This is a genomic window from Micromonospora sp. NBRC 101691 (genome assembly GCF_030269285.1).
Taxonomy (GTDB): Bacteria; Actinomycetota; Actinomycetes; order Mycobacteriales; family Micromonosporaceae; genus Micromonospora; species Micromonospora echinospora.
Genome location: NZ_BSTB01000028.1, coordinates 37007 through 54696, shown reverse-complemented (window position 1 = coordinate 54696; position 17690 = coordinate 37007). Strand labels below are relative to the sequence as shown.

15 protein-coding genes and 1 tRNA gene are annotated in these 17690 nt (G+C 69.6%); 14 read left to right on the top strand and 2 right to left on the bottom strand.

Going from position 1 to position 17690, the window contains the following annotated elements; genetic code table 11:
* Nucleotides 1-5 precede the first annotated feature (5 nt).
* Nucleotides 6-2390 carry a fibronectin type III domain-containing protein gene (locus QSK20_RS32305; protein ID WP_502889067.1) on the bottom strand — a complete coding sequence of 795 codons (2385 nt, stop codon included), beginning with the start codon at nucleotides 2388-2390 and terminating at the stop codon, nucleotides 6-8.
* A gap of 282 nt (nucleotides 2391-2672) precedes the next feature.
* Between QSK20_RS32305 and QSK20_RS29730 the strand changes: the two genes are divergently transcribed.
* Nucleotides 2673-2756, top strand: a tRNA-Leu gene (locus tag QSK20_RS29730).
* Between the two features lie 36 nt (nucleotides 2757-2792).
* On the opposite strand, the gene QSK20_RS29725 is transcribed toward QSK20_RS29730, so the two are convergent.
* The gene (locus QSK20_RS29725) at nucleotides 2793-4205 is read right to left on the bottom strand and encodes an OLD family protein (protein WP_285791932.1); all 1413 of its coding nucleotides are present in this window, start codon (nucleotides 4203-4205) and stop codon (nucleotides 2793-2795) included.
* Between the two features lie 145 nt (nucleotides 4206-4350).
* Here QSK20_RS29725 and QSK20_RS29720 point away from each other — a divergent pair, with 145 nt between their 5' ends.
* The 13 genes from QSK20_RS29720 (at nucleotide 4351) to QSK20_RS29660 (ending at nucleotide 17668) form a co-directional block, all read left to right on the top strand.
* The gene (locus QSK20_RS29720; protein ID WP_285791931.1) at nucleotides 4351-5007 is read left to right on the top strand and encodes an MFS transporter; all 657 of its coding nucleotides are present in this window, start codon (nucleotides 4351-4353) and stop codon (nucleotides 5005-5007) included.
* A 162-nt stretch (nucleotides 5008-5169) separates the two neighbouring features.
* Nucleotides 5170-5313, top strand: a complete 144-nt coding sequence (locus QSK20_RS29715; RefSeq protein WP_285791930.1) for a hypothetical protein — start codon at nucleotides 5170-5172, stop codon at nucleotides 5311-5313.
* A 276-nt stretch (nucleotides 5314-5589) separates the two neighbouring features.
* Nucleotides 5590-7191, top strand: a complete 1602-nt coding sequence (locus QSK20_RS29710) for a hypothetical protein (RefSeq protein ID WP_285791929.1) — start codon at nucleotides 5590-5592, stop codon at nucleotides 7189-7191.
* An 81-nt stretch (nucleotides 7192-7272) separates the two neighbouring features.
* Entirely contained in the window at nucleotides 7273-8514 is a 1242-nt protein-coding gene (locus tag QSK20_RS29705; protein ID WP_285791928.1) for a radical SAM/SPASM domain-containing protein, read from the top strand.
* Between the two features lie 61 nt (nucleotides 8515-8575).
* Nucleotides 8576-9625, top strand: a complete 1050-nt coding sequence (locus tag QSK20_RS29700) for a phosphotransferase family protein (RefSeq protein WP_285791927.1) — start codon at nucleotides 8576-8578, stop codon at nucleotides 9623-9625.
* Nucleotides 9622-10527, top strand: a complete 906-nt coding sequence (locus QSK20_RS29695) for a phytanoyl-CoA dioxygenase family protein (RefSeq protein WP_285791926.1) — start codon at nucleotides 9622-9624, stop codon at nucleotides 10525-10527. Before QSK20_RS29700 ends, QSK20_RS29695 begins: the two co-directional genes overlap by 4 nt.
* Nucleotides 10524-10979, top strand: coding sequence for a nucleotidyltransferase domain-containing protein (locus tag QSK20_RS29690; protein WP_285791925.1), 456 nt, complete (start codon nucleotides 10524-10526; stop codon nucleotides 10977-10979). The genes QSK20_RS29695 and QSK20_RS29690 overlap by 4 nt, the downstream gene beginning before the upstream one ends.
* On the top strand, nucleotides 10976-12592 hold the full coding sequence (locus QSK20_RS29685; protein ID WP_285791924.1) for a B12-binding domain-containing radical SAM protein: 1617 nt from the start codon (nucleotides 10976-10978) through the stop codon (nucleotides 12590-12592). The genes QSK20_RS29690 and QSK20_RS29685 overlap by 4 nt, the downstream gene beginning before the upstream one ends.
* A 13-nt stretch (nucleotides 12593-12605) precedes the next feature.
* Nucleotides 12606-13763, top strand: coding sequence for an amidohydrolase family protein (locus tag QSK20_RS29680; protein ID WP_285791923.1), 1158 nt, complete (start codon nucleotides 12606-12608; stop codon nucleotides 13761-13763).
* 2 nt (nucleotides 13764-13765) lie between these two features.
* Nucleotides 13766-14956, top strand: coding sequence for a pyridoxal phosphate-dependent aminotransferase (locus QSK20_RS29675; protein WP_285791922.1), 1191 nt, complete (start codon nucleotides 13766-13768; stop codon nucleotides 14954-14956).
* Entirely contained in the window at nucleotides 14953-16152 is a 1200-nt protein-coding gene (locus tag QSK20_RS29670) for a hypothetical protein (RefSeq protein ID WP_285791921.1), read from the top strand. Before QSK20_RS29675 ends, QSK20_RS29670 begins: the two co-directional genes overlap by 4 nt.
* Nucleotides 16149-16979: a P-loop NTPase family protein gene (locus QSK20_RS29665; protein WP_285791920.1), complete on the top strand. Its 831-nt coding sequence runs from the start codon at nucleotides 16149-16151 to the stop codon at nucleotides 16977-16979. The genes QSK20_RS29670 and QSK20_RS29665 overlap by 4 nt, the downstream gene beginning before the upstream one ends.
* Nucleotides 16976-17668: an HAD family hydrolase gene (locus QSK20_RS29660; protein ID WP_285791919.1), complete on the top strand. Its 693-nt coding sequence runs from the start codon at nucleotides 16976-16978 to the stop codon at nucleotides 17666-17668. Before QSK20_RS29665 ends, QSK20_RS29660 begins: the two co-directional genes overlap by 4 nt.
* Nucleotides 17669-17690: the final 22 nt, after the last annotated feature.

Here is a 17690-nt window from a genome sequence, read left to right as displayed (position 1 = left end):
TCCGTTCAGCTGGGGGACGGCCCCGGTTCGCGGGTGGTGCACACCTGACCGGACGTTTCGTACGACTCGGTCGAGTAGACCGCCAGGACGGTGAAGCAGTAGTCCACCCGGGGGTTCAGCCCGTTGACCGTCCAGGTCGTCCGTCCCGGGTCGAGACTCGCCATCGCGCCCAACTGCTGACCGGCCCGGCCGCCCGCCACGACGAACGGCACCACCCCGCCGGACGGGTCGGTCCAGGTCAGCGTGACGCTCGTGCTGTCGTCACGCAACCGCAGGTCACCCGGCGGATCGAAGGTCGGGGCCGGGGTCGGCGGGGCGGCCGCCGGCGGCGTCGGCGGATTCGGTGCCGTCCGGTCCCGCACCACGTTCACCACCAGCAGGCCCGCGCCGGCCATCACCAGCAGGACCACCAGCACGGCGGCCAGCACCATCACCACCAGCAGCCGCCGGCCCGGGTCGCGGCCCGGCTTCTCCACCGGGTACGCCGGGGGAAGCTGCTCCGGAGCCGGCGGGGACGGCGGCGGGCCGAAGAACTCGCCGGCCGGTTCGCCCGACACCGGGCCGGGCCGGCCGGCCCCGCCGAGCGTGGAGCGCCGGAGCGGGTGGAACGGGTACCCGCCCACCGGCTGATCCGCGACCGGCTGCGGGGCGGGCGTGAGTGGGGCGGACGCGAGCGGGGCGGTGGTGTCCGCCGACAGGGGGCCGCCGGGCGGGACGGGTGGCGTCGGGAGGGATGACCGTGGGGCGAACGGCGCCGAGACCGGTGGAGCCTGCGGGGGCGGTGCCGGAACGGGCGGAGCCGAGACCGATGACGCCTGAGGGCGTGGTGCCGGAACGGGCGGCGGCGGGACCGGTGGTGCCAGGGCTGGCGGTGCCGGGGTCGGCGGTGCCGGGGCCGGTCCGCCCGTCGGCGCGAGGAGGTCCCAGGCGGGGGTGCTCGCCTGCCCGGCGGGGTCGGCGGTCCCCGGCCCGCCCACCGGCGGCGGCACGTGGGACGCCCCGACCTGCGGCGGGGCGTGGGGCACCCCGACCTGCGGCGCCCCGACCTGCGGTGTCCCGACCTGCGGTGTCCCGACCTGCGGTGCCCCGGCGTGCGGCGCCCCGGCGTGCGGCGGTACGTCTACCGGGAAGTCCGGGCGCGGCGGCTCACCGGCGGGCGGGGCGCTGACCGGGGAGGACAGGTGCGGTGGAGCGCTCGTCGGCGACCCGCTCACCGGACCCGGGTACGGCGGGCCGCTGACCGACGCGTACGGGGCACCGCTCACCGGCGAGGCGTAGGGAGCACCGCTCACCGGCGAGGCGTACGGAGCGCCGCTGACCGGAAGGTTCGGGGGGCCGCTGACCGGTGGGACACCGGCCGTATGTGCCGGTGGCGTGGGCACCTGCTGGCCGCCGGGCGGCCCGCCCACCGGTCGTGGACCCTCGTCGGACGTACTGATCTGCCGGACCTGCACCGTTGGCTCGTCCCACTGCTGCGCCGGCAGCGGGCGGGTCACCTCCTGGCCCGGTGCCGCTGGCGAGTTACCAGGTGGACCGGCGGGTACGTGCGGTGGCGCGGTCGGATGACCGGGTGCCCCACCGGATGCCGGCCTGGGGTCCGTCGCCGGTGGGTGGGCCTGCGGCTGGAGCGGAGCGCCAGGTGCCGCAGACGGGGGCACCGGTGGTGGAAGCGGAGTCGGCGGGGCGCTGCGCGGGCGCGGGACGACCCGGCCGGCGGAATCTCCAACCGGCGGTACGGGCGGCGGGGCGGCCGGTCGCGCCGTGTGCTCGAAGGCCGTGCCGGGCGTCGGTGTCCCGGGTCGCTGGGCGGAACCCGGTGTGGCCCACTGGTCCGGTGGCCGGGCCGCCGGGGAAGGCGGGGTCGGTGGTGGCCACGGGACGCCGACCGGAGCCGGGACGGTGACGTCGGGCTGGCGGGGGTTGGGGACAGGGGGCATGGCGACGGTCGGCTCCTCCCGCCCCGGCGACGCCGGAGCGGTGGTGGCCAGGCCCAGGTAGGCGCGTGCCGTGCGGACCGCCGGATGATCCTCACCGAGTACCCCGGGACCGGATGTGGCGACCCGCTGGTAGTTGCGGCGTGCCTCGTGGCGGTTACCGAGTTCTTCCGCGACGGAGGCGAGGTCGAACGCGATCGCCACCATCAACGGGTCGGCGTGCCCCCACCGACGCTCCCCGGCGGCGAACGCCTCCTCCAGGACCCGCCGCGCCCCGGTGGGGTCGTCGGCCTCGCGGTGCAACCGGGCGAGGAGGTGTGCGGTGCCCAGCAGGTCCTGGTGGTCCTCGCCCAGACGGGGACGGGCCGCCTCGACGGTGTCCGCGAGGAGTTGGCGGGCGCCGGTGAGATCGCCTCCGGCGCGTAGGGCGAGGGCCCGGTTCCGGACGGCGGACATTGGAGACGGCTGGGACACTCCGTCATGCTGCCGGTAGCCGCGGGTGGAACGCCACCCCGGGTGTGCGACGTCCGGTCCGGGATTTCCTGGCCGCGTGGGATTCCCATGAAGGGCCTTGGCTCGCAAGCCTCTGAACTCGGGAAACGTCCGGCTGGAGGGGCGAGGGAAAGGCGATGTGCATGATCGAGTTCGGCGGTGTAAAGTAATGCCCCGTGCGGCCCGCCGGGCAGCCAGAGGGTGGTGGAAAACCACTCCGGCAGCCAGGGTAGGCTGGACGAGTAGGTCCGGGTGGCGGAATGGCAGACGCGCTAGCTTGAGGTGCTAGTGCCCGTATAGGGCGTGGGGGTTCAAGTCCCCCCTCGGACACGATCCATACACCCACGGTCCGCGTTGAGATCCACTTCAGCGCGGACCGTTTGTGTTTCCGGATGATAGACGAGGCGGAGGCCGAGTTGTCGGTAGACCTTGGCCTTGTCGGCGGGGTCGGCGTCGCGGAGCACGGTGGTGATGTCGCCCAGGGCGTGGACCAGGTCGGTGATCTCTGTTCGGCTCATGGGGCGCGGTCCGGTCGTTTGACGCGTCTGTAGGTGGGCTTCTGCTCGGGTTCGTTCGGCTTGTGTCTGGGCTATCCATCCGGTGACCACTGCGGGGTCCGCTCCGGAGTCGAGGGCGGCTCGGTAGCGTGCGAGTTTCGCGTCGCAGTCGGCGATTGCGGCGCGGGCGGCGGTTCCGGACGGACTCGCGCAGGTAGCGCGCTAGTCCGTGTTGCAGTTGCGGGTGTAGATGCGCTTCGGGTTCCTCGATGACGACGGTGGCGTGAAACGGTGCCGACGAGAAGAACGAGTCCTCCTCCGCGTTGCGCTCGACGCGTGCCTGCGCCAGCCGCGCCGCAGCTACCATCACCTGCTGCTCTTCGTCGTCGGGGCCGTTCGCTTCGGTCGACGTAGTGCCGACGGTGCCTTCAGGGCCGGATACAACAGCGTCGGGTTCCTTGGCGTCGTCGGCGTGAGTGGGGTCGGGGATGGCCGCGAGGGTGACGGCGATGTGTAGCAGGTTGACGTAGCCGAGACCGGTAATCGCCAGATTGCGGGCCTGCAGTCGGTCCTCGACCGCGGCGACCATCAGCTCCAGCACCCTGGCGAGGTACTCGTCGCTGACGGCTTGGCCGCGTACGAACGGCCAGTGCTGGCGTACCCCGGCAGTCAGCGGGCCCAAATGCTCGCCGATGCGCTGTTCGACGGCCTGGATCAGGTCGGTGCTGGCCAGCGCGTCGAGCAACCTGGCCGCTTTCGCCCGCAGATTTGTCAGGTCGCGGCGGCCAGTGAGCCGCTGCTGCTGAGCACGTAGCAACTCGACGAGCACGCGGGCTTCACGGCGGGCCAGGTCGTCGACCGGGTTGCGGGTGGCCGGCAGATAGATCAGCCGGACTCGGTCGCGGAGGGCGTGGAAGTCCGTGCTCGCGGCGACGCTGCCGAGGCTGCGCCGCAGTTCCGTCGTCCATGACGCGGCGACAGCGGTGCTTCTGGTTCCCGCAGCTTCCTGCAGGAGACGGCCGAGAGGGCCTTCATCGTCTGGATCCAGGGCGTAGGAGTAGTCAACGGTGATGCTACGGGGGCCGTCGCCCAACGTGGCCGACGACGGCGGAGCCAACGAGGGGAACCGCAGCCGGTGGGTGAGATACAACGCGTCGCAGACGGTCGACTTTCCAGCGTTGTTCGCGCCGATCAGCACACTGAACCGGCCGGGTATCTCGCACTCGATGAGGTCCTCGGCACTGGCGCGAAACCCATGGATAATGATCTTGCTCAGGTGCATGCGGTCGTCTCCATCGAAACAGCGATGCGGCGGGTCAGTCAGTCTGCCGGTTTGCGACACCACCCGTCGCCAAGGGCACGCGGGCCGAAGGGTCCGTCCCGCATAACCTCTATGCGTCGCGGTTGCGCTGAAGCGGCTACTGCGGTTGCGCGAGAGGCGGCGCCATCAGCCCGGACAGTTGCGTCCACGCCCTGATCGCCGTCGGCGTCAACGCCGACGGCCAACGCCGAACGAGCGTCGGCCGGCCTTCGGGTTGGCGCGGGTCTCCGAACCATCTGGCGAGTGCCTGTCCTTCGTGCCCTGTACGTCAATGCCGTGCTCTTCGGGTCCGCCCTCAATGGCCACGAATCCGATCCTGGCGCTGTTCGTCGTGCGCGACCTGGGCCTGTCCGCCTGGGAGTACGGGCTGGTCCTCGGCGTCCCATGCCTCGGCGGGATGCTCGCGGGCATGCTGTCGTACCGCTTGGTTCGGCGATGGGGGAGGGACCGAGTGCTTCCCAGCACCGGACTGGTCCGCGTCGTCTGGCTGCTTCCCCTGACCGCCGTACCGGTGGGGCCCGCAACACTCGCGGTGATCCTGACGTTGCAGATCGGCCTGCTCTTCACCACGAAACTGTTCAACCCGACCTTCGCGTCCACGCGGATGACGGTCACCCCAGCGGACCGGATCAGCTCGGTCGTTGGCAGTTGGGCGGCCACCACGCGACTGGTTCACCCGATCACCACCGGGCGGTCGGCCTCCTGGCCGAGATCCTGGGTGCCCGCGCCGCACTCGCAGTCGGTGCCGGACTGGGGACGTTGAGTGTCTTTCCACTGCTGAGTCGCTCATTCCGCGACCAATCAGGCCAGGACGCCAACGCGTCGATGACGCCAGCGTCGCGGTCGTCGACCTGACTCATGGTGCCGTCACCGGCGTACGGCGTCTGGCGCACGACGCTGTCCGCGCCCGGCGACCGCCCCGCCGATGCCTCGACCCCAGCACCCCGATCCTCGCCGCTCTCCTGAGCAGTACTCGCGGGCCCGGGGCGCGGCCCTGCCCACCAAACGGCTGTTGCGCTACCGTGCATCGTCCGACTGGATCAGCGGCCGCCGCTACGACTACCTCTGAGACGCGTCGGCGAACATCTACGGCCGGTCGCGGCGCAGGGCGTCTCACCCACCGCCGCGTAGGCCGCCCTTGCGCCGGCAGCGCGGGGCGGGCTCGCGCCTCCTCCATCACTCACCGCGTATGCCTCCCGCACCGTTAGTGAGGAGGGGATTGAAGGACGTGGTGGTCCTCTGATAGATTCCTATCACTCGCATGGCGAGTCGGAACGGGGGCGATCCGGGAGCTGGAGCCCGCCGTCCTCAGTTGTAAACACGGGGAAGCTGAGGGTCAAAAATCGTGGACGTCATTTCCGGTCGAGGTAAGAGTCGCGTCGTCTCTCTGCTTGAAGCACTCGATGAATCGCTTTTCGTTTTGCCTGGTCTGCGGCATCGCCTCACCCTTGCGGAACGAATGGTATTTGAATGTCGCTCGGTCCAGCGGATGAACCGGCTGAGGCAGACCGGCTTGGCGTACCTGAGTATTCCGACCAATGAGAACACCCGCTTGCCGCACTGCTTGGGGACCACGTACTGGACCACCCGATTTCTCGCGGCGATGCGGAAGAACGAGTTCTGTGAGGTCGTCGGTGACGGTTTCGAACCACTGCCCGGAAACCGGCACCGACTGGACCATCTCGACGCCATGCTCGGTCCGGACCTGTCTCTGGAACTGCTCGCCCGTCTGTACGCGCTGATCCACGACTCGGACCTGCTGCCTTTCGGGCACACCCTCAGTCACCAGTTGGGCTACTACCCTGCCCCGGGCAGCATTCCCCGGTTCCAGCGCTACCTCGCTCGCATCCATGAGGAGGTCGGGTCCTCCCCGCTCCTGATGGCGGTGCCGGACCCTGCAGACCGGGCCAGCTTGCTCGCCGGCGTACGCCACCACCTGGCGGCGGTCGAGGCGGTCGCCACCTCGGTGAACCTGCTGGCTGGACGCCCTGCGGCACATTCCAGTTGGAGCGAGGCGCAGGTGATCGCCGGTCTGCCGGTCCACACGTTCGTGGAAACCCTGGTAACCGCCACGGTCAGCACCGACCTGCTGGACTTCTCGCTCCGCGACACGCTCGGTGCGGGCACGCCATGGAACTTCGACGGCGAGCTGCTGAGCTTCGTGACACTCTTCGCAATCCCACCGACAGCCACCGAAGCTGAGCTGCTGGCCAGGGCGGACGTTCGACAATCCGACCCGTTGTTCCGCTTCGGCGTCAACGCCGTCGTCGACGGACATGTCGAGCACCGCGCCGTGACGTCTCTGGTTGACCTGCTCCGGGTTCGGTACGACGTGCTGGAACGCATCGTCTACTCGTCCGGCAAGGTGGCTGCGGACGCGATGCTCGACCGCGCCATCCGCAACATCAACGCCCACCACGCAGGCGAGCCGTTCGACGAAGCGGACCTGCTGGAGCTGGGGGATGATCAGTTCCTGGACCTGCTCGAGGTCGAGGAGCACAAGGTCAACCTGCCACACGGCTGCGAGCCGGCGATCGGCGACCTCAAGGCCCGTCGTCTCTGGCGTGAGGCGTATCGGATCGAGGACCGAGGGCGGCTCTCCGCCGCGGGTGTGGCGCTCTTGCGGGAGGCGCGGGACCCGAGCGGGCGAGACGCCATCGAGGAACGCCTGCTCCAGGAGCTTCCCGAGGTGGCAGCCACTGACGTCGTGGTGTCCTGTCTTCCGCTGACGATGCAGGGCAAGGATCCCGACGTGCTGGTCGGCTGGCATGGCGGCGACGTTCTCAGTCTCGCCGAGTTGGCACGCTCCACCGGCTACTGCACCGAGGCGCTGGCGGTCACCGAGCGGTACGCCTCGCTCTGGTCGCTCTCCGTTTTCAGTCGCGAGACGGCGCCCGACCGCCTGGAGGCGATCCGCAAAGCCGCTTCGATCATCTTCGAGAACTGATCAGTTCTCTCCGACACTCGGAATAATTCAGAGAGGACCGCTGCCGTGACGGTTGCCGGCCGACCTTCCCCTGCCATCCCCGTGTCCATTCAGTTGGGCGCCCCCAAGCGGTACCAGCCGGAGGACTTCGACCAGTTCGAGCACTACCAACTGAATGTCGGACCAGTAGACGAGTTCGGTGATCTACCGGAATGCCCGCCCACGATCAAGAACATCGGTTGGACTCTCGGAAACGACTGCCCTTATCGATGCAACCACTGTTACAGCATGAATGCCCGGGTCAAGGGCGCCGACATGGAAGACTGGATGGTCGACCGGATCGTCGAACAACTCGCCCTCGTCGGCGTGGAGACGGTAAACCTGGGTGGCAACGAGCCCTTGTTCACCAATGGTGCCAACCCCGCCAACACCAAACTCCCCTATATCATCGAGCGGCTGACCGGCGCGGGGATCATCGTGGGACTCACCACAAGCGGCGTGACCCTGCTGCGACTCTACCGTGACCACCGACGGGCCTTCGACCTGCTCAACGACATCGACATCTCGTTTGATTCACCGTTCGAGGACGAACATAACCGCAACCGGGGTGCGCGCATCTTCCACCAGGCGATCCAGTCCATGGAGATCGCCCAGAAGGAGGGCAAGCCGCACACGGCCATCATGTGCGGGATGAACTGGAACTTCTCGCTGCGCCACATCGAGGAGATCGTGGCCCTGGCGAAGCGGTACGACGCGCACGTACGGATCAACCCGGTCAAGCCCGTCCAGCCGGAGCACATGGAGGTTGCCCTTCCCGCAGACATGTACTACGCGGGATTCGCGCGGCTGCTCGAACTCTGCGACCCCATCGACCTGGGGGAGCCACCGCTGGCCGCCATGACCGACTACCAGGCTGCCAAGCGGTGCCCTTGCGGCCGGACCTCCTTCCGGATCCACTCCATCACGCCGGAGCGGGAGATCCATGTCAGTCCCTGCGTCTACCTGCACGACTACAAGTCGGCACTGGACCTTCTCGAGCACGACCTGATCGACATCATCAACAGCCCACAGTTCAAGGTCTTCCGGCAGCGCAACGCCAACCCGGCGGCCATCGAGGGCTGCTCCGGCTGTGAACTGCTCGCGCAGTGCGGGGGCGGGTGCAGCGGGCGGTCCTACCTGCACCATATGCACACCGCCGGCGAACGTAGCATGCGTGCCAAGGATCCGTACTGTCCGAAGGACGTGCTGCCGACGCAGTCCTTCCCGCAGCGCCCGGTCATCCGCTCCGAACAGCGCCTCGTGCACATGGACTACCTGTGTACCTGGATTGGGCAGCCGAAGTAGGCCGGCGGTGACTCCTACTCCGCCTCCGTTCGGGGACGACTTGGCCGCCTGGAGCCGGGCCGTGAGCAACCTGCTGGACACGCCGGCCGTGGTCCTCTCTGTCACCGGCGACCCCGCCAGCGACAAGGCGCACGGTATGACCCAGTCCGTCGAACTCACCGTGCAGTCGCACGGACGCGTACGGCGCGCATACCTCAAGACGCCCCGTGAGGACCTTTACGGTGAGACCCTCGCCGCGGACGCGTTGCGTGAGGCAGCCTGGCGGGTCGAAGGGTACGACTGGTTCCCCGGGCATGCGCGCTGTGCCGCCGTGGGCCGCAGCGCCGCCGGCAGCCTCGTGCGGCTGGAACCACTCACCGACACGCCGTGGCTGCTCGAGTGGGCCGAGCCAGGTATCCGTTATGCCGATCGCCTCGACGATTTGGAGGCCCTCGGTGCGGACAGGGCGGCTGCGGAGGCGCGTCGGCTCTGTTCCGCCATGGTCGCGCTCCACCGTCCCGTGGCCGGCGACCAGACGGTGCTGTATCGCAGGGCACTGCGCGACGCGCTGATCGTGCCGGTGCAGCGGCTCGTCGACAGTGCCGACAGCTTCTGGGCCACGCGTCGCGACCTGCGCGTCGACGTGGAACACGCCTGCGCGCAGTGGCGCTTGCTGCTGACCGACCGGGGCGACCGGCTTCGGTACGTGCACCATGATTTCCACCCCTGGAACGTCTTCATCGGGCCGTGTGACCGGGAGGTGCGCACGATCGGTGCCCGGCTGCCCGGTGTTGGCGACCCGAACGACGACTTCGCCGCGTTCACCGTCAACTACCTGTGGTTCAGCCATGCCAGTAACGGTCGGGTTTCGGGCGCCTATCGAGCTGGTCTGGAAAGCTTCCGGCGTACCTTCCGCGAGCTGGGCGGCGACGACGGCGGGCCCGCGTTGATGGCGCCGTTCCTCGCCAAGCGGCTGCTGGTGCTGCTCAACCCGACGTACTACCCGGCCATGCCACCGGCCACAGGAGCCTGGCTCGAGGAACTGCTGCGCCGGTGCTTGCGGGACGAGATCGACCTGGTGCGAGGGGACGTCGACCTTGACTTCGTCCGTGAGCCGACGGGGGTCACATGATCGACGTCGAGACGTTCCGCCGCGACGGATACGTGCTGCTGCCCCGAGCCTTCGATCCGCGGCTGCTCGACCCGTTTGTCGACGTGCTGCGGCGGCGGGTGGACCATCTCGCACCCGAGCTGGCGATCCGGCACCGGCTGGCGGGAGAGTACGCCGACGAGCCGTTCGAACGCCGCCTCAACACCCTCTACTCCGGGCACGACCTGGACAATCGGGACTGGGACCCGATGCTGTTCTGCCGCGAGTTCTGCGAGTTGATCGGCAGGGCGGAACTGACCGACCTGCTCGTCCCGCTCCTCGGTGAGGAGATCACCTACCAGGGGAACGGGCACCTGCGCCCCTACCTGCCACGGCACCTGTCGCGTCTGCCATGGCACCAGGACGCGCAGTTCTACGGTACCGGGACGGAATACATGCTCTGGCAGATGGTCCAGGTGTGGCTGCCGCTGGTCGACGTCGACGTGCACGCCGGGTGCCTGGCCGTCGTACCGGGCAGTCACCGCTGGGGAATGCTCGACGGGGCCGTACCGGGGGACGGGAACGTCGCACGCAGCAGCGTCGACCGGCAGGAGGCGATCTACCGGCGCACCGCCCACCGGGTGGCGTACGAGCCGGTGACGCTGCTGCCGATGCGCCGGGGCGACCTGCTCGTCTTCACCAACCTGCTGGCGCACAGCGGAACCGAGAACCATGCCGGTATCGTCCGCTGGAGCATCGACATGCGGTTCGAGGCGACCCTCGGTTCCCGTCCGATCACCGAGGCGGAACGGCACGGCTACGAGGTCATGCACCGCCGGATCGGTGGACGAGGTTACGTTCCGCTGCGCGTCCGTGGCGCGGCCGGTCCGCAGAGTTGGGAGGAGTGGCAGCGGGCCCGCGCCACCCTTCAGGTACCGGCATGACCCACCAGTTGGCTCTCGCCGTGCTGATCGACCAACTCTCCGACATGACCGAGCCCTGGGTGGTCAGCGGGTCCCTGGCGGCGGCGCTGCTCGGGGTACAGGTCACGCCGTCCGACGTCGACCTGGAGTCCACCGCTGCGGGGGCGCGACTGATCGGGGAACGTCTAAGCCGATTCCAGCTCAGCCCCGTGACGTACGGCGGCACCGACCTGGTGCGGTCGCACTTCGGCCGATTCCGGGTGGCCGGGACCATCGTCGAGGTCATGGGTGACCTGCAGATCCGCATCGGCGACGGCTGGTGTGCACCGTTCCTGGCCGGCCGTGACCCGGTAGTGGTGCCCACGCCCGCCGGCGCCGTGCCGGTGGCCTCACGCGCCGCGATGGCCGCCCAGTACGACCGGCTCGGCCGCCCGGACCGGGCCCGGGCGCTCCGGACGGAGGGATGCCAGTGAGGACATACCGGGTCGCACTCGTCTCCGGCTTCGGACCTACCCACAAGAACGACCGTTACGTGCGCGGCACGCTCTTCGATCCGAAGGCGGCCCCTACGGTGGAGCGCGGTTACTTCGCCGGCCGGGGCAATTTCTCCCTACGTGAGCTGGGCTTCGAGTACCGGGGGGTGCGGTATCCGCTGATGCGGCCGAGGCGCTGGACAGTGCCGCACCTGACCACCTTCACCCTCGAGTCCATTCTCGACCGCAGCGGCACGGACGTCGTGGTCATCGATACCGCCGACGTCTGGAACGGCACGGCGGTCGCCCCGGCCGGCACGGTCGACGTGGTGCTGCTCTCTACGACGTTCATCTGGGACCGGGCCACTCTGAGCAAGGCGTTGGCCTGGATCGGCGAGCACCTGCCCGGTATCCCGGTCGTCCTCGGCGGTCAGTACAGCAACCTGAAGTGGCCGTGGATCATGCGTGAGCACTCCGAGGTCACCGCCGTGGTACGTGGTGACGCCGAGCTCGCGCTGCCGATGCTGCTCGCGGCACTCCGCCGGGGTGGTCTGGTCGTGGACATACCCAACCTCGTCCACCGGGACGGCGACGGTGCCGTTCGAGCGAACCGAGTCGAGTACATCGACCTCGACGCCGAACCCGCGCCGTCCTTTCGTGGTCGGTTCCCGTCGGTGCCCTACGAGTCGATGCGAGGCTGTCCCTTCACCTGCAAGTTCTGCTCGTTTCCCGCAGCCAGCCCGAAGTGGCGCTACCGCTCGGCCGGCAAGATCCGTGACGACTGGGTCGGCTACGCAGAGCGCAACGGCGCCACCTTCGTCAAGGCGATGGACAGCACTTTCACGGTGCCGCCGACCCGGTTGCGGCAGCTGCTGAGGATCCTGCCGGAGGTAGGGCTGGGCTGGGAGGCTTACAGCCGGGCCAATTCGATCCGCGACGAGGCGACCGTGGCAGCGCTCGCCCGAGCACACTGCCGCACCCTGTCCATCGGCTTCGAGTCGATGAGCGAGGACAGCTTGCGCCACATGAACAAGAAGGTGACAGCGGTGGCGAACCGCCGGGCCTTCGAGCTGCTACGGGGCAGCCCGGTCGGTTACCGCTGCTCGTTCATGGTCGGCTATCCCGGGGAGCGCCCGGAGGACTACCTGCTCACCCACGAGTTCCTCACCGAGGAGTTCGCCGGCCACTTCACGCTGAGCGTCTTCGGCGTCAGCGACGAGACGATGCCGCTCTGGGAGGACCGGGAGCGGTTCGGCATCGAGGTCCTCGACCCCGCCAACCCCGACTTCTCCTGGCGGCACGTGGGCATGGACGTCGAAACGGCCTACGCGCTCAACCACCGCACTCTCGACGAGGTGCGTCGCCGCAACGATGCCGCGGTGCTGATCATCTGGCAGGACGCCTACCAGCGTTGGCTGATGCCACAGCTGTCCCGCGAGGGGAATTTCGCGGTCGAGAAGACCGTGGAACGCATCGCGATGCTCCCGCGCGACCTCCCTGATCCTCGGGACGGCCTGCCGGTGCTCGACACCCTCCTGGACACGCTGGCCGCGGCGGGCTGCCGGCGGGGTGATCCACGCACCTACTCCGCTGAATCGCTGATCACCGACTGAGGAGCGTAGTCCTGTGTCACGCCGATACCAGACAATCTCCAGCGACGGCCATCTCGAGATCCCGGTGGACGGCTGGATCGGCCGGGTCCCCGAGGAACACCGCGAGCGTGCCCCCCGCCTGATCAAGCTTGCCGACGGTGGCGAGGGCTGGCTGGTCGAGGGAATGCCACTGATCCACAACGGCACCAACATCGCCGGTGGCCGGATGATGAAGATCATCGGGGCCTCCTACTGGGAGGAGGACGGCACCCCCGCACCGGGTACCGGCAGCCCAGCACAGCGGCTGCGCGAGCAGGACCGCGACGGGATCGACGCCGAGGTGCTCTTTCCGCCTGTCTTCATCGGGCGATACATCGAGAACATCTCCGACCGGGACGCCTACCTCGCTATGGTCCGGGCGTACAACGACTTCCTCGCCGAGGACTACTGCGCGGTGGCCCCCGACCGGCTGCTCGCCACCGCACTGATCCCGGTCACCGGGATCGAGGACGCCCTCGCCGAACTCGACCGGGTGCGCGGTCTGGGACTGACCTCGGTCTGCCTGTCACACTTCCCGAACGGCACCACCGAGCCGACCAACGAGGACGACCGGTTCTGGGAACGGGCACTCGAACTGGACATGCCGGTGACGTCCCACGTCACCATCGGCAGCCGCAGCCACCCGATGCTGGTATCCGCGGCGGCCGGCCGTTACGAACTGCCCAGCACGTTGATGCGCGGCACCGTGCCGCCCCCGCTGGGAATGATCACCGGGATGATCGCCAACGGCGTCTTCGATCGGATCCCCGACCTGCGTCTTTACATCGCCGAGACCAACGCCGGCTGGCTCCCCGAGGTGCTTTACATGATGGACGACTCGTACGACACGTTCCGGGAAGCGCTCGGGTACCGACTCAAGCTCACCCCGAGCGAGTACGTCAGCCGGCACCTGCTCTTCGGCATCGTCCGTGACAGGGTCGCGATCCAGTGTCGGGACCTCCTGCCGGTGGAGAACCTGATGTGGGGCTCGGACTTTCCGCACTCGGTCACCACCTACCCGCGCTCGCGTGACTGGCTGGATCACGTCTTCGCCGACGCCCCTGCTGGGCTACGGGAACAGGTCCTGCTGCACACCCCCTGCCGCTACTTCCGCCTGGACCCGCAGGCGGAACTCACCCCCACGTCGGAGTGACCGTGAACCCGCTGCTGGACCGTCTGGAGCCAGCTCCCACCCACCAGATCCGCGCCGGCTACCGAGGGCACCGGGAGCTCCTGGACCTGAGCGTCGGTACGCCGTGGTACGGGCCGCCGGAGTCGTTCCGTACCGCGATGGCGGAGCTGGTGGCCGCCGGCTCCGGGGAACTGCGGCAGCACGACGAGTACGCGCCACCGAATGGTGCCGCCCGACTACGGGAGGCCATCGTCCGCCACTACCAGGCCAGCTACGGGCTCCGCCTGAACACCGACCAGGTCCTCGTCACCCACGGTGCCACGGGTGCCGTCTTCGTCGCGGTGCTCGCTGCGTCCGGCATCGGCGACGAGGTGCTCCTGCCGGACCCCTGCTACACCCTCTACGAACCGATCGTGACGCTGCTGGGCCGTCGGCCCCGGCGGGTGCCCGGCGATCCACACGACGGATACCGGCTCGACCCCGCCACTGTGGCCCGGGCCGTCACGTCGCGAACCGCCCTGCTGCTGCTCAACTCCCCGGTGAACCCGACGGGTGCTTTGTACGACTGGCCCCGCCTGGCAGCGTTGGCCGAGGTCCTCGCCGCCGCCGGGGTGCGGCTCGTGCACGACGAGGTGCTCGACTGTTTCACCTGGCACGGGCCCCACGTGCCGGCCGCGGCGGTGGCGGCCGACGGCATTCTGATGGTCAACAGCCTGTCCAAGCGACTCGGCGTGACAGGCTGGCGGGTGGGCTGGCTGACCGGTGACCCGACGGTGGTGGCGGCCGCCGCCCAGGTGCACCCGCTGACCAGCATCGCGGTCAACCACGCGGCGCAGATCGCCGGCGCCGTGGCGTTCACCGCGCCGGACCACCGGCAGATCGTCACCGACCGGGCCGCCTCCATCGCCACGGCGGGCCGGGACTTCCTCCGCGCCCTGGGGTCCGTGCCAGGAGTTCGGGACGATTTGGACCTGCCCGACGGCGGCGTCTACGCCTTCGTGGCCATCGACGGGTTAGCCCGCCACCTCGGCTTGGCGGACACCGAGGGAAGGACAGACGTGGCAGTGGCGCACGCGCTGAGGGACCGGTGCGGGATCGCCGTCCTGCCGGGCAGCGTGTTCGGTGCCGCAGGCGCGGGCCACGTCCGTGTCAGCCTCGCGGCGCCGGCCAGCCGACTCGTCGCAGCCGCCGAGCGTCTCATGGAGCTGCGGTGACCAACGCGATCCGTGGGCAGGTCCACACCCCGGACGAGGTACGCGGTGACGTCGACCTGCGCGCAACCTTCGGTGTCAAGGCCGCTGAGCTGTGCGAGTTCGGCTGGCGCTGCCGAGAACTCGGACACCCGGTGCCCGCGTCCTGGCTGTTGCCCGTGGCCGCCCTCGACCCGGTGCTAGCGGACGGGCCGCTGGCCGCCGTGCGCTGGCCGGACGGGTTTGCCTTCCCACCCCTGCCCGGCCCGGAGGAACCGCCCCGGTCGGCGGGAGCAGCGAGGTGGTGCGCCGAGCGGCTCGCGCCGGTGTTGGCGGACCTGCCCACCGGGCCGGGCCTGCTGCGTACCAGCGTCGTCTGGCCGGACCCGGGTCGCCGACCGCCGGGGATGGACGTCACCGTGTCGGCCGACGGACCGCTGCGCGCGCTGGGCCTCTACCAGGGCGTGCACAAGGCGTACTCCGACCTGTGCCGCCGCCGCTGGCATGGAGGCGAACCGCGCTTCGGTGTCATCCTGACCGAGCGGGTGCCTGTACTGCTCGAGGGGACCGCCTACGTGGGTCCCTTCGGACTGGCGGTCGAGGTCGGCCCGGGTGGGGCGAAGGCTCCGGTGCTCGGCACCACCCCGTCGAGGATCGCCGCATCCGGGCTGCTGTCCAGGTCGGAGTCCGTTCAGCTCTTCGACCGGCTCGCCGAACTCGCCGGGGCGGTACCCGTCGGACAGGTGGCCGAGCTGGAGTTCCTGTTCGACCGGGACCGCCGTCTCGTACCCACCCAGCGCCGGATGCTGCCGCTCCTGTCGCAGGGCCCGCAGCCCTTCCACACCCCGGGGACGGTGCACGGCGAGGCGGTCGACTTGCGCTCGCTGCCCCGTGACCCGCAGCGGCTCGCAGATACCCTCGACACGGCCGCCGGGTCGATCTGGGTGGTGGCGGTGGCGGACGACGTCCGGACCGACCTCTTTGCGCTGCTGTGGACCCTCGACCGGAGTCCCGAGCTGCCCCGACCGGCTGCGCTGGTGTTGACTCGCGGCGACGAGTCCCAGGCGGGCATGCCGACCCATCTGCGCTGGCTGGCCGCGCTGTCCCTGGCTGGCACCCAGATCCGCTATCTGCCGGACTCGGCCGTCGCCCGCGGCGACGGCCCGGCACGAACCTGGGCGGACGGTGTACGGGCCGATTACCGGAAGGAGCGGCGGTGAGCGTCCTCCCGCCGACTGTGGTCTGGGGCACCGGCCCCAACTCTTCCAAGACCCACGTCAGCCTCGCCCTGCTGCGGCTCCTGGCCCGGCGCGACGTGCCGGTGCTGCCCTTCAAGGCGGTCTGCGTCCTGGAGCCGGAACGCTGGCGCCGTGACCCCGGTGCCTGCCCGATCCCGCACCACGTCGCAGCCGCACGGACGACCTGGCGGCCGGAGCTGGCACCGGTCGTGGTGGAACTGGCCGGGGGGAACGGGCCAGCCCGCGGGCTGCTGCGCGTCCACGGCGAACCGGCGGGCGAGGTGAGGCTGCTCACGCCCGACACGGTGGACGGAGCGGACATGGCACCCGCCGTCCGGGAGCACGTGCGGCATGCGGTCGTCTCCGCCCTGGATGCACTGACCGCCACCAGCTCGGCGCTGGTCGTCGAGGGCGCCGGCAGCCCGGTGGACGCCATCGACGACGTGGCGAACGTGCTGGTTGCCCGGCATTTGCCCGAACGACGCATTCTGCTTTCCACCTACTGTTGGAACGGCGGCAGCGCCGCAGCGCTGGTTGGCACTCTCGCCCTCCTGCCAGCCGACCTGCGCCGCTCGGTCATCGGCGTCGTGCAGAACCGGGCCATGTCCGCTCCTGCGGCCGCGCGATGGGCACGGACAGTTGAAGAGCGAACGGGTACACCCCTGCTCGGCACAGTTGGTGACCTAACCGGGGTGGCGAACGCCGATCTGCCCATCTCGTCCGGCACTCTGGCGGACCCGTGGGCCGACGCGCTTGCCGCCGGTGCAGACCTGTCCTGGCTGATGCCGATGACGGAGGTGGAAGGGTGATCGGTCCGCTCCGAGCGCTGCTGCTCGACTACGGCGGCGTGTTGACCGAGCCGATGGCGAGCAACCACTCCCGCTTCTGCCGGGACCTGGGCATTGACCCAGCCTCGTTGGAGGAAGTCCTCGACGACTGGGTTCGGCAGCCGAACGGCGGCGGCCCGGTGCCCGCGATGGAGCGGGGCCAGTTGAGCGTGGCCGCCTTCGAGGAACGTCTCGCCGCACGACTGCGCCGGTGGGACGGCGTACGGGTGCCCGCCGCCGGGCTGCTCCGCCGGCTCTTCGCCGATACCCGGCTGGACGGGTCCACCCTCGCGCTGGTCGCCGATTTGCGTGCCGCCGGCGTCCGGGTCGCCCTGGTCTCCAACGCATGGGGCTCCGACTATCCGCTGGGGCGGCTGCGACAGTGCATCGACGAGTTCGTATTCTCGAACCAGATCGGGCTGCGCAAGCCGGAGCCTGGGATCTACCTGCACGCGGCACGGCAGATCGGGGTCGAACCGGCGGACTGCCTCTTCGTCGACGATCGGCTGCGCAACGTGCGGGGCGCGGAGGCCGTCGGCATGACGGGGCTGCACTACGTCGACCCCGAGCAGGGACGCGCGCGGATCAGGGACATGTTCTGCGGTGGATCGCTTACGGGGGCCACGGGGGACTCGGCGTCGAATGCGTCGGATCGTTCCGGTGCGTGCTGAAACTGCGGTTGGATCTGGGAGA

Bases quoted from the DNA above. Each gene is read 5' to 3' on its own strand.
- QSK20_RS29715 (WP_285791930.1), top strand. From the start codon at position 5,170: ATGCCTCGACCCCAGCACCCCGATCCTCGCCGCTCTCCTGAGCAGTAC.
- QSK20_RS32305 (WP_502889067.1), bottom strand. From the start codon at position 2,390: ATGTCCGCCGTCCGGAACCGGGCCCTCGCCCTACGCGCCGGAGGCGAT.
- QSK20_RS29725 (WP_285791932.1), bottom strand. From the start codon at position 4,205: ATGCACCTGAGCAAGATCATTATCCATGGGTTTCGCGCCAGTGCCGAG.
- QSK20_RS29695 (WP_285791926.1), top strand. From the start codon at position 9,622: ATGATCGACGTCGAGACGTTCCGCCGCGACGGATACGTGCTGCTGCCC.
- QSK20_RS29690 (WP_285791925.1), top strand. From the start codon at position 10,524: ATGACCCACCAGTTGGCTCTCGCCGTGCTGATCGACCAACTCTCCGAC.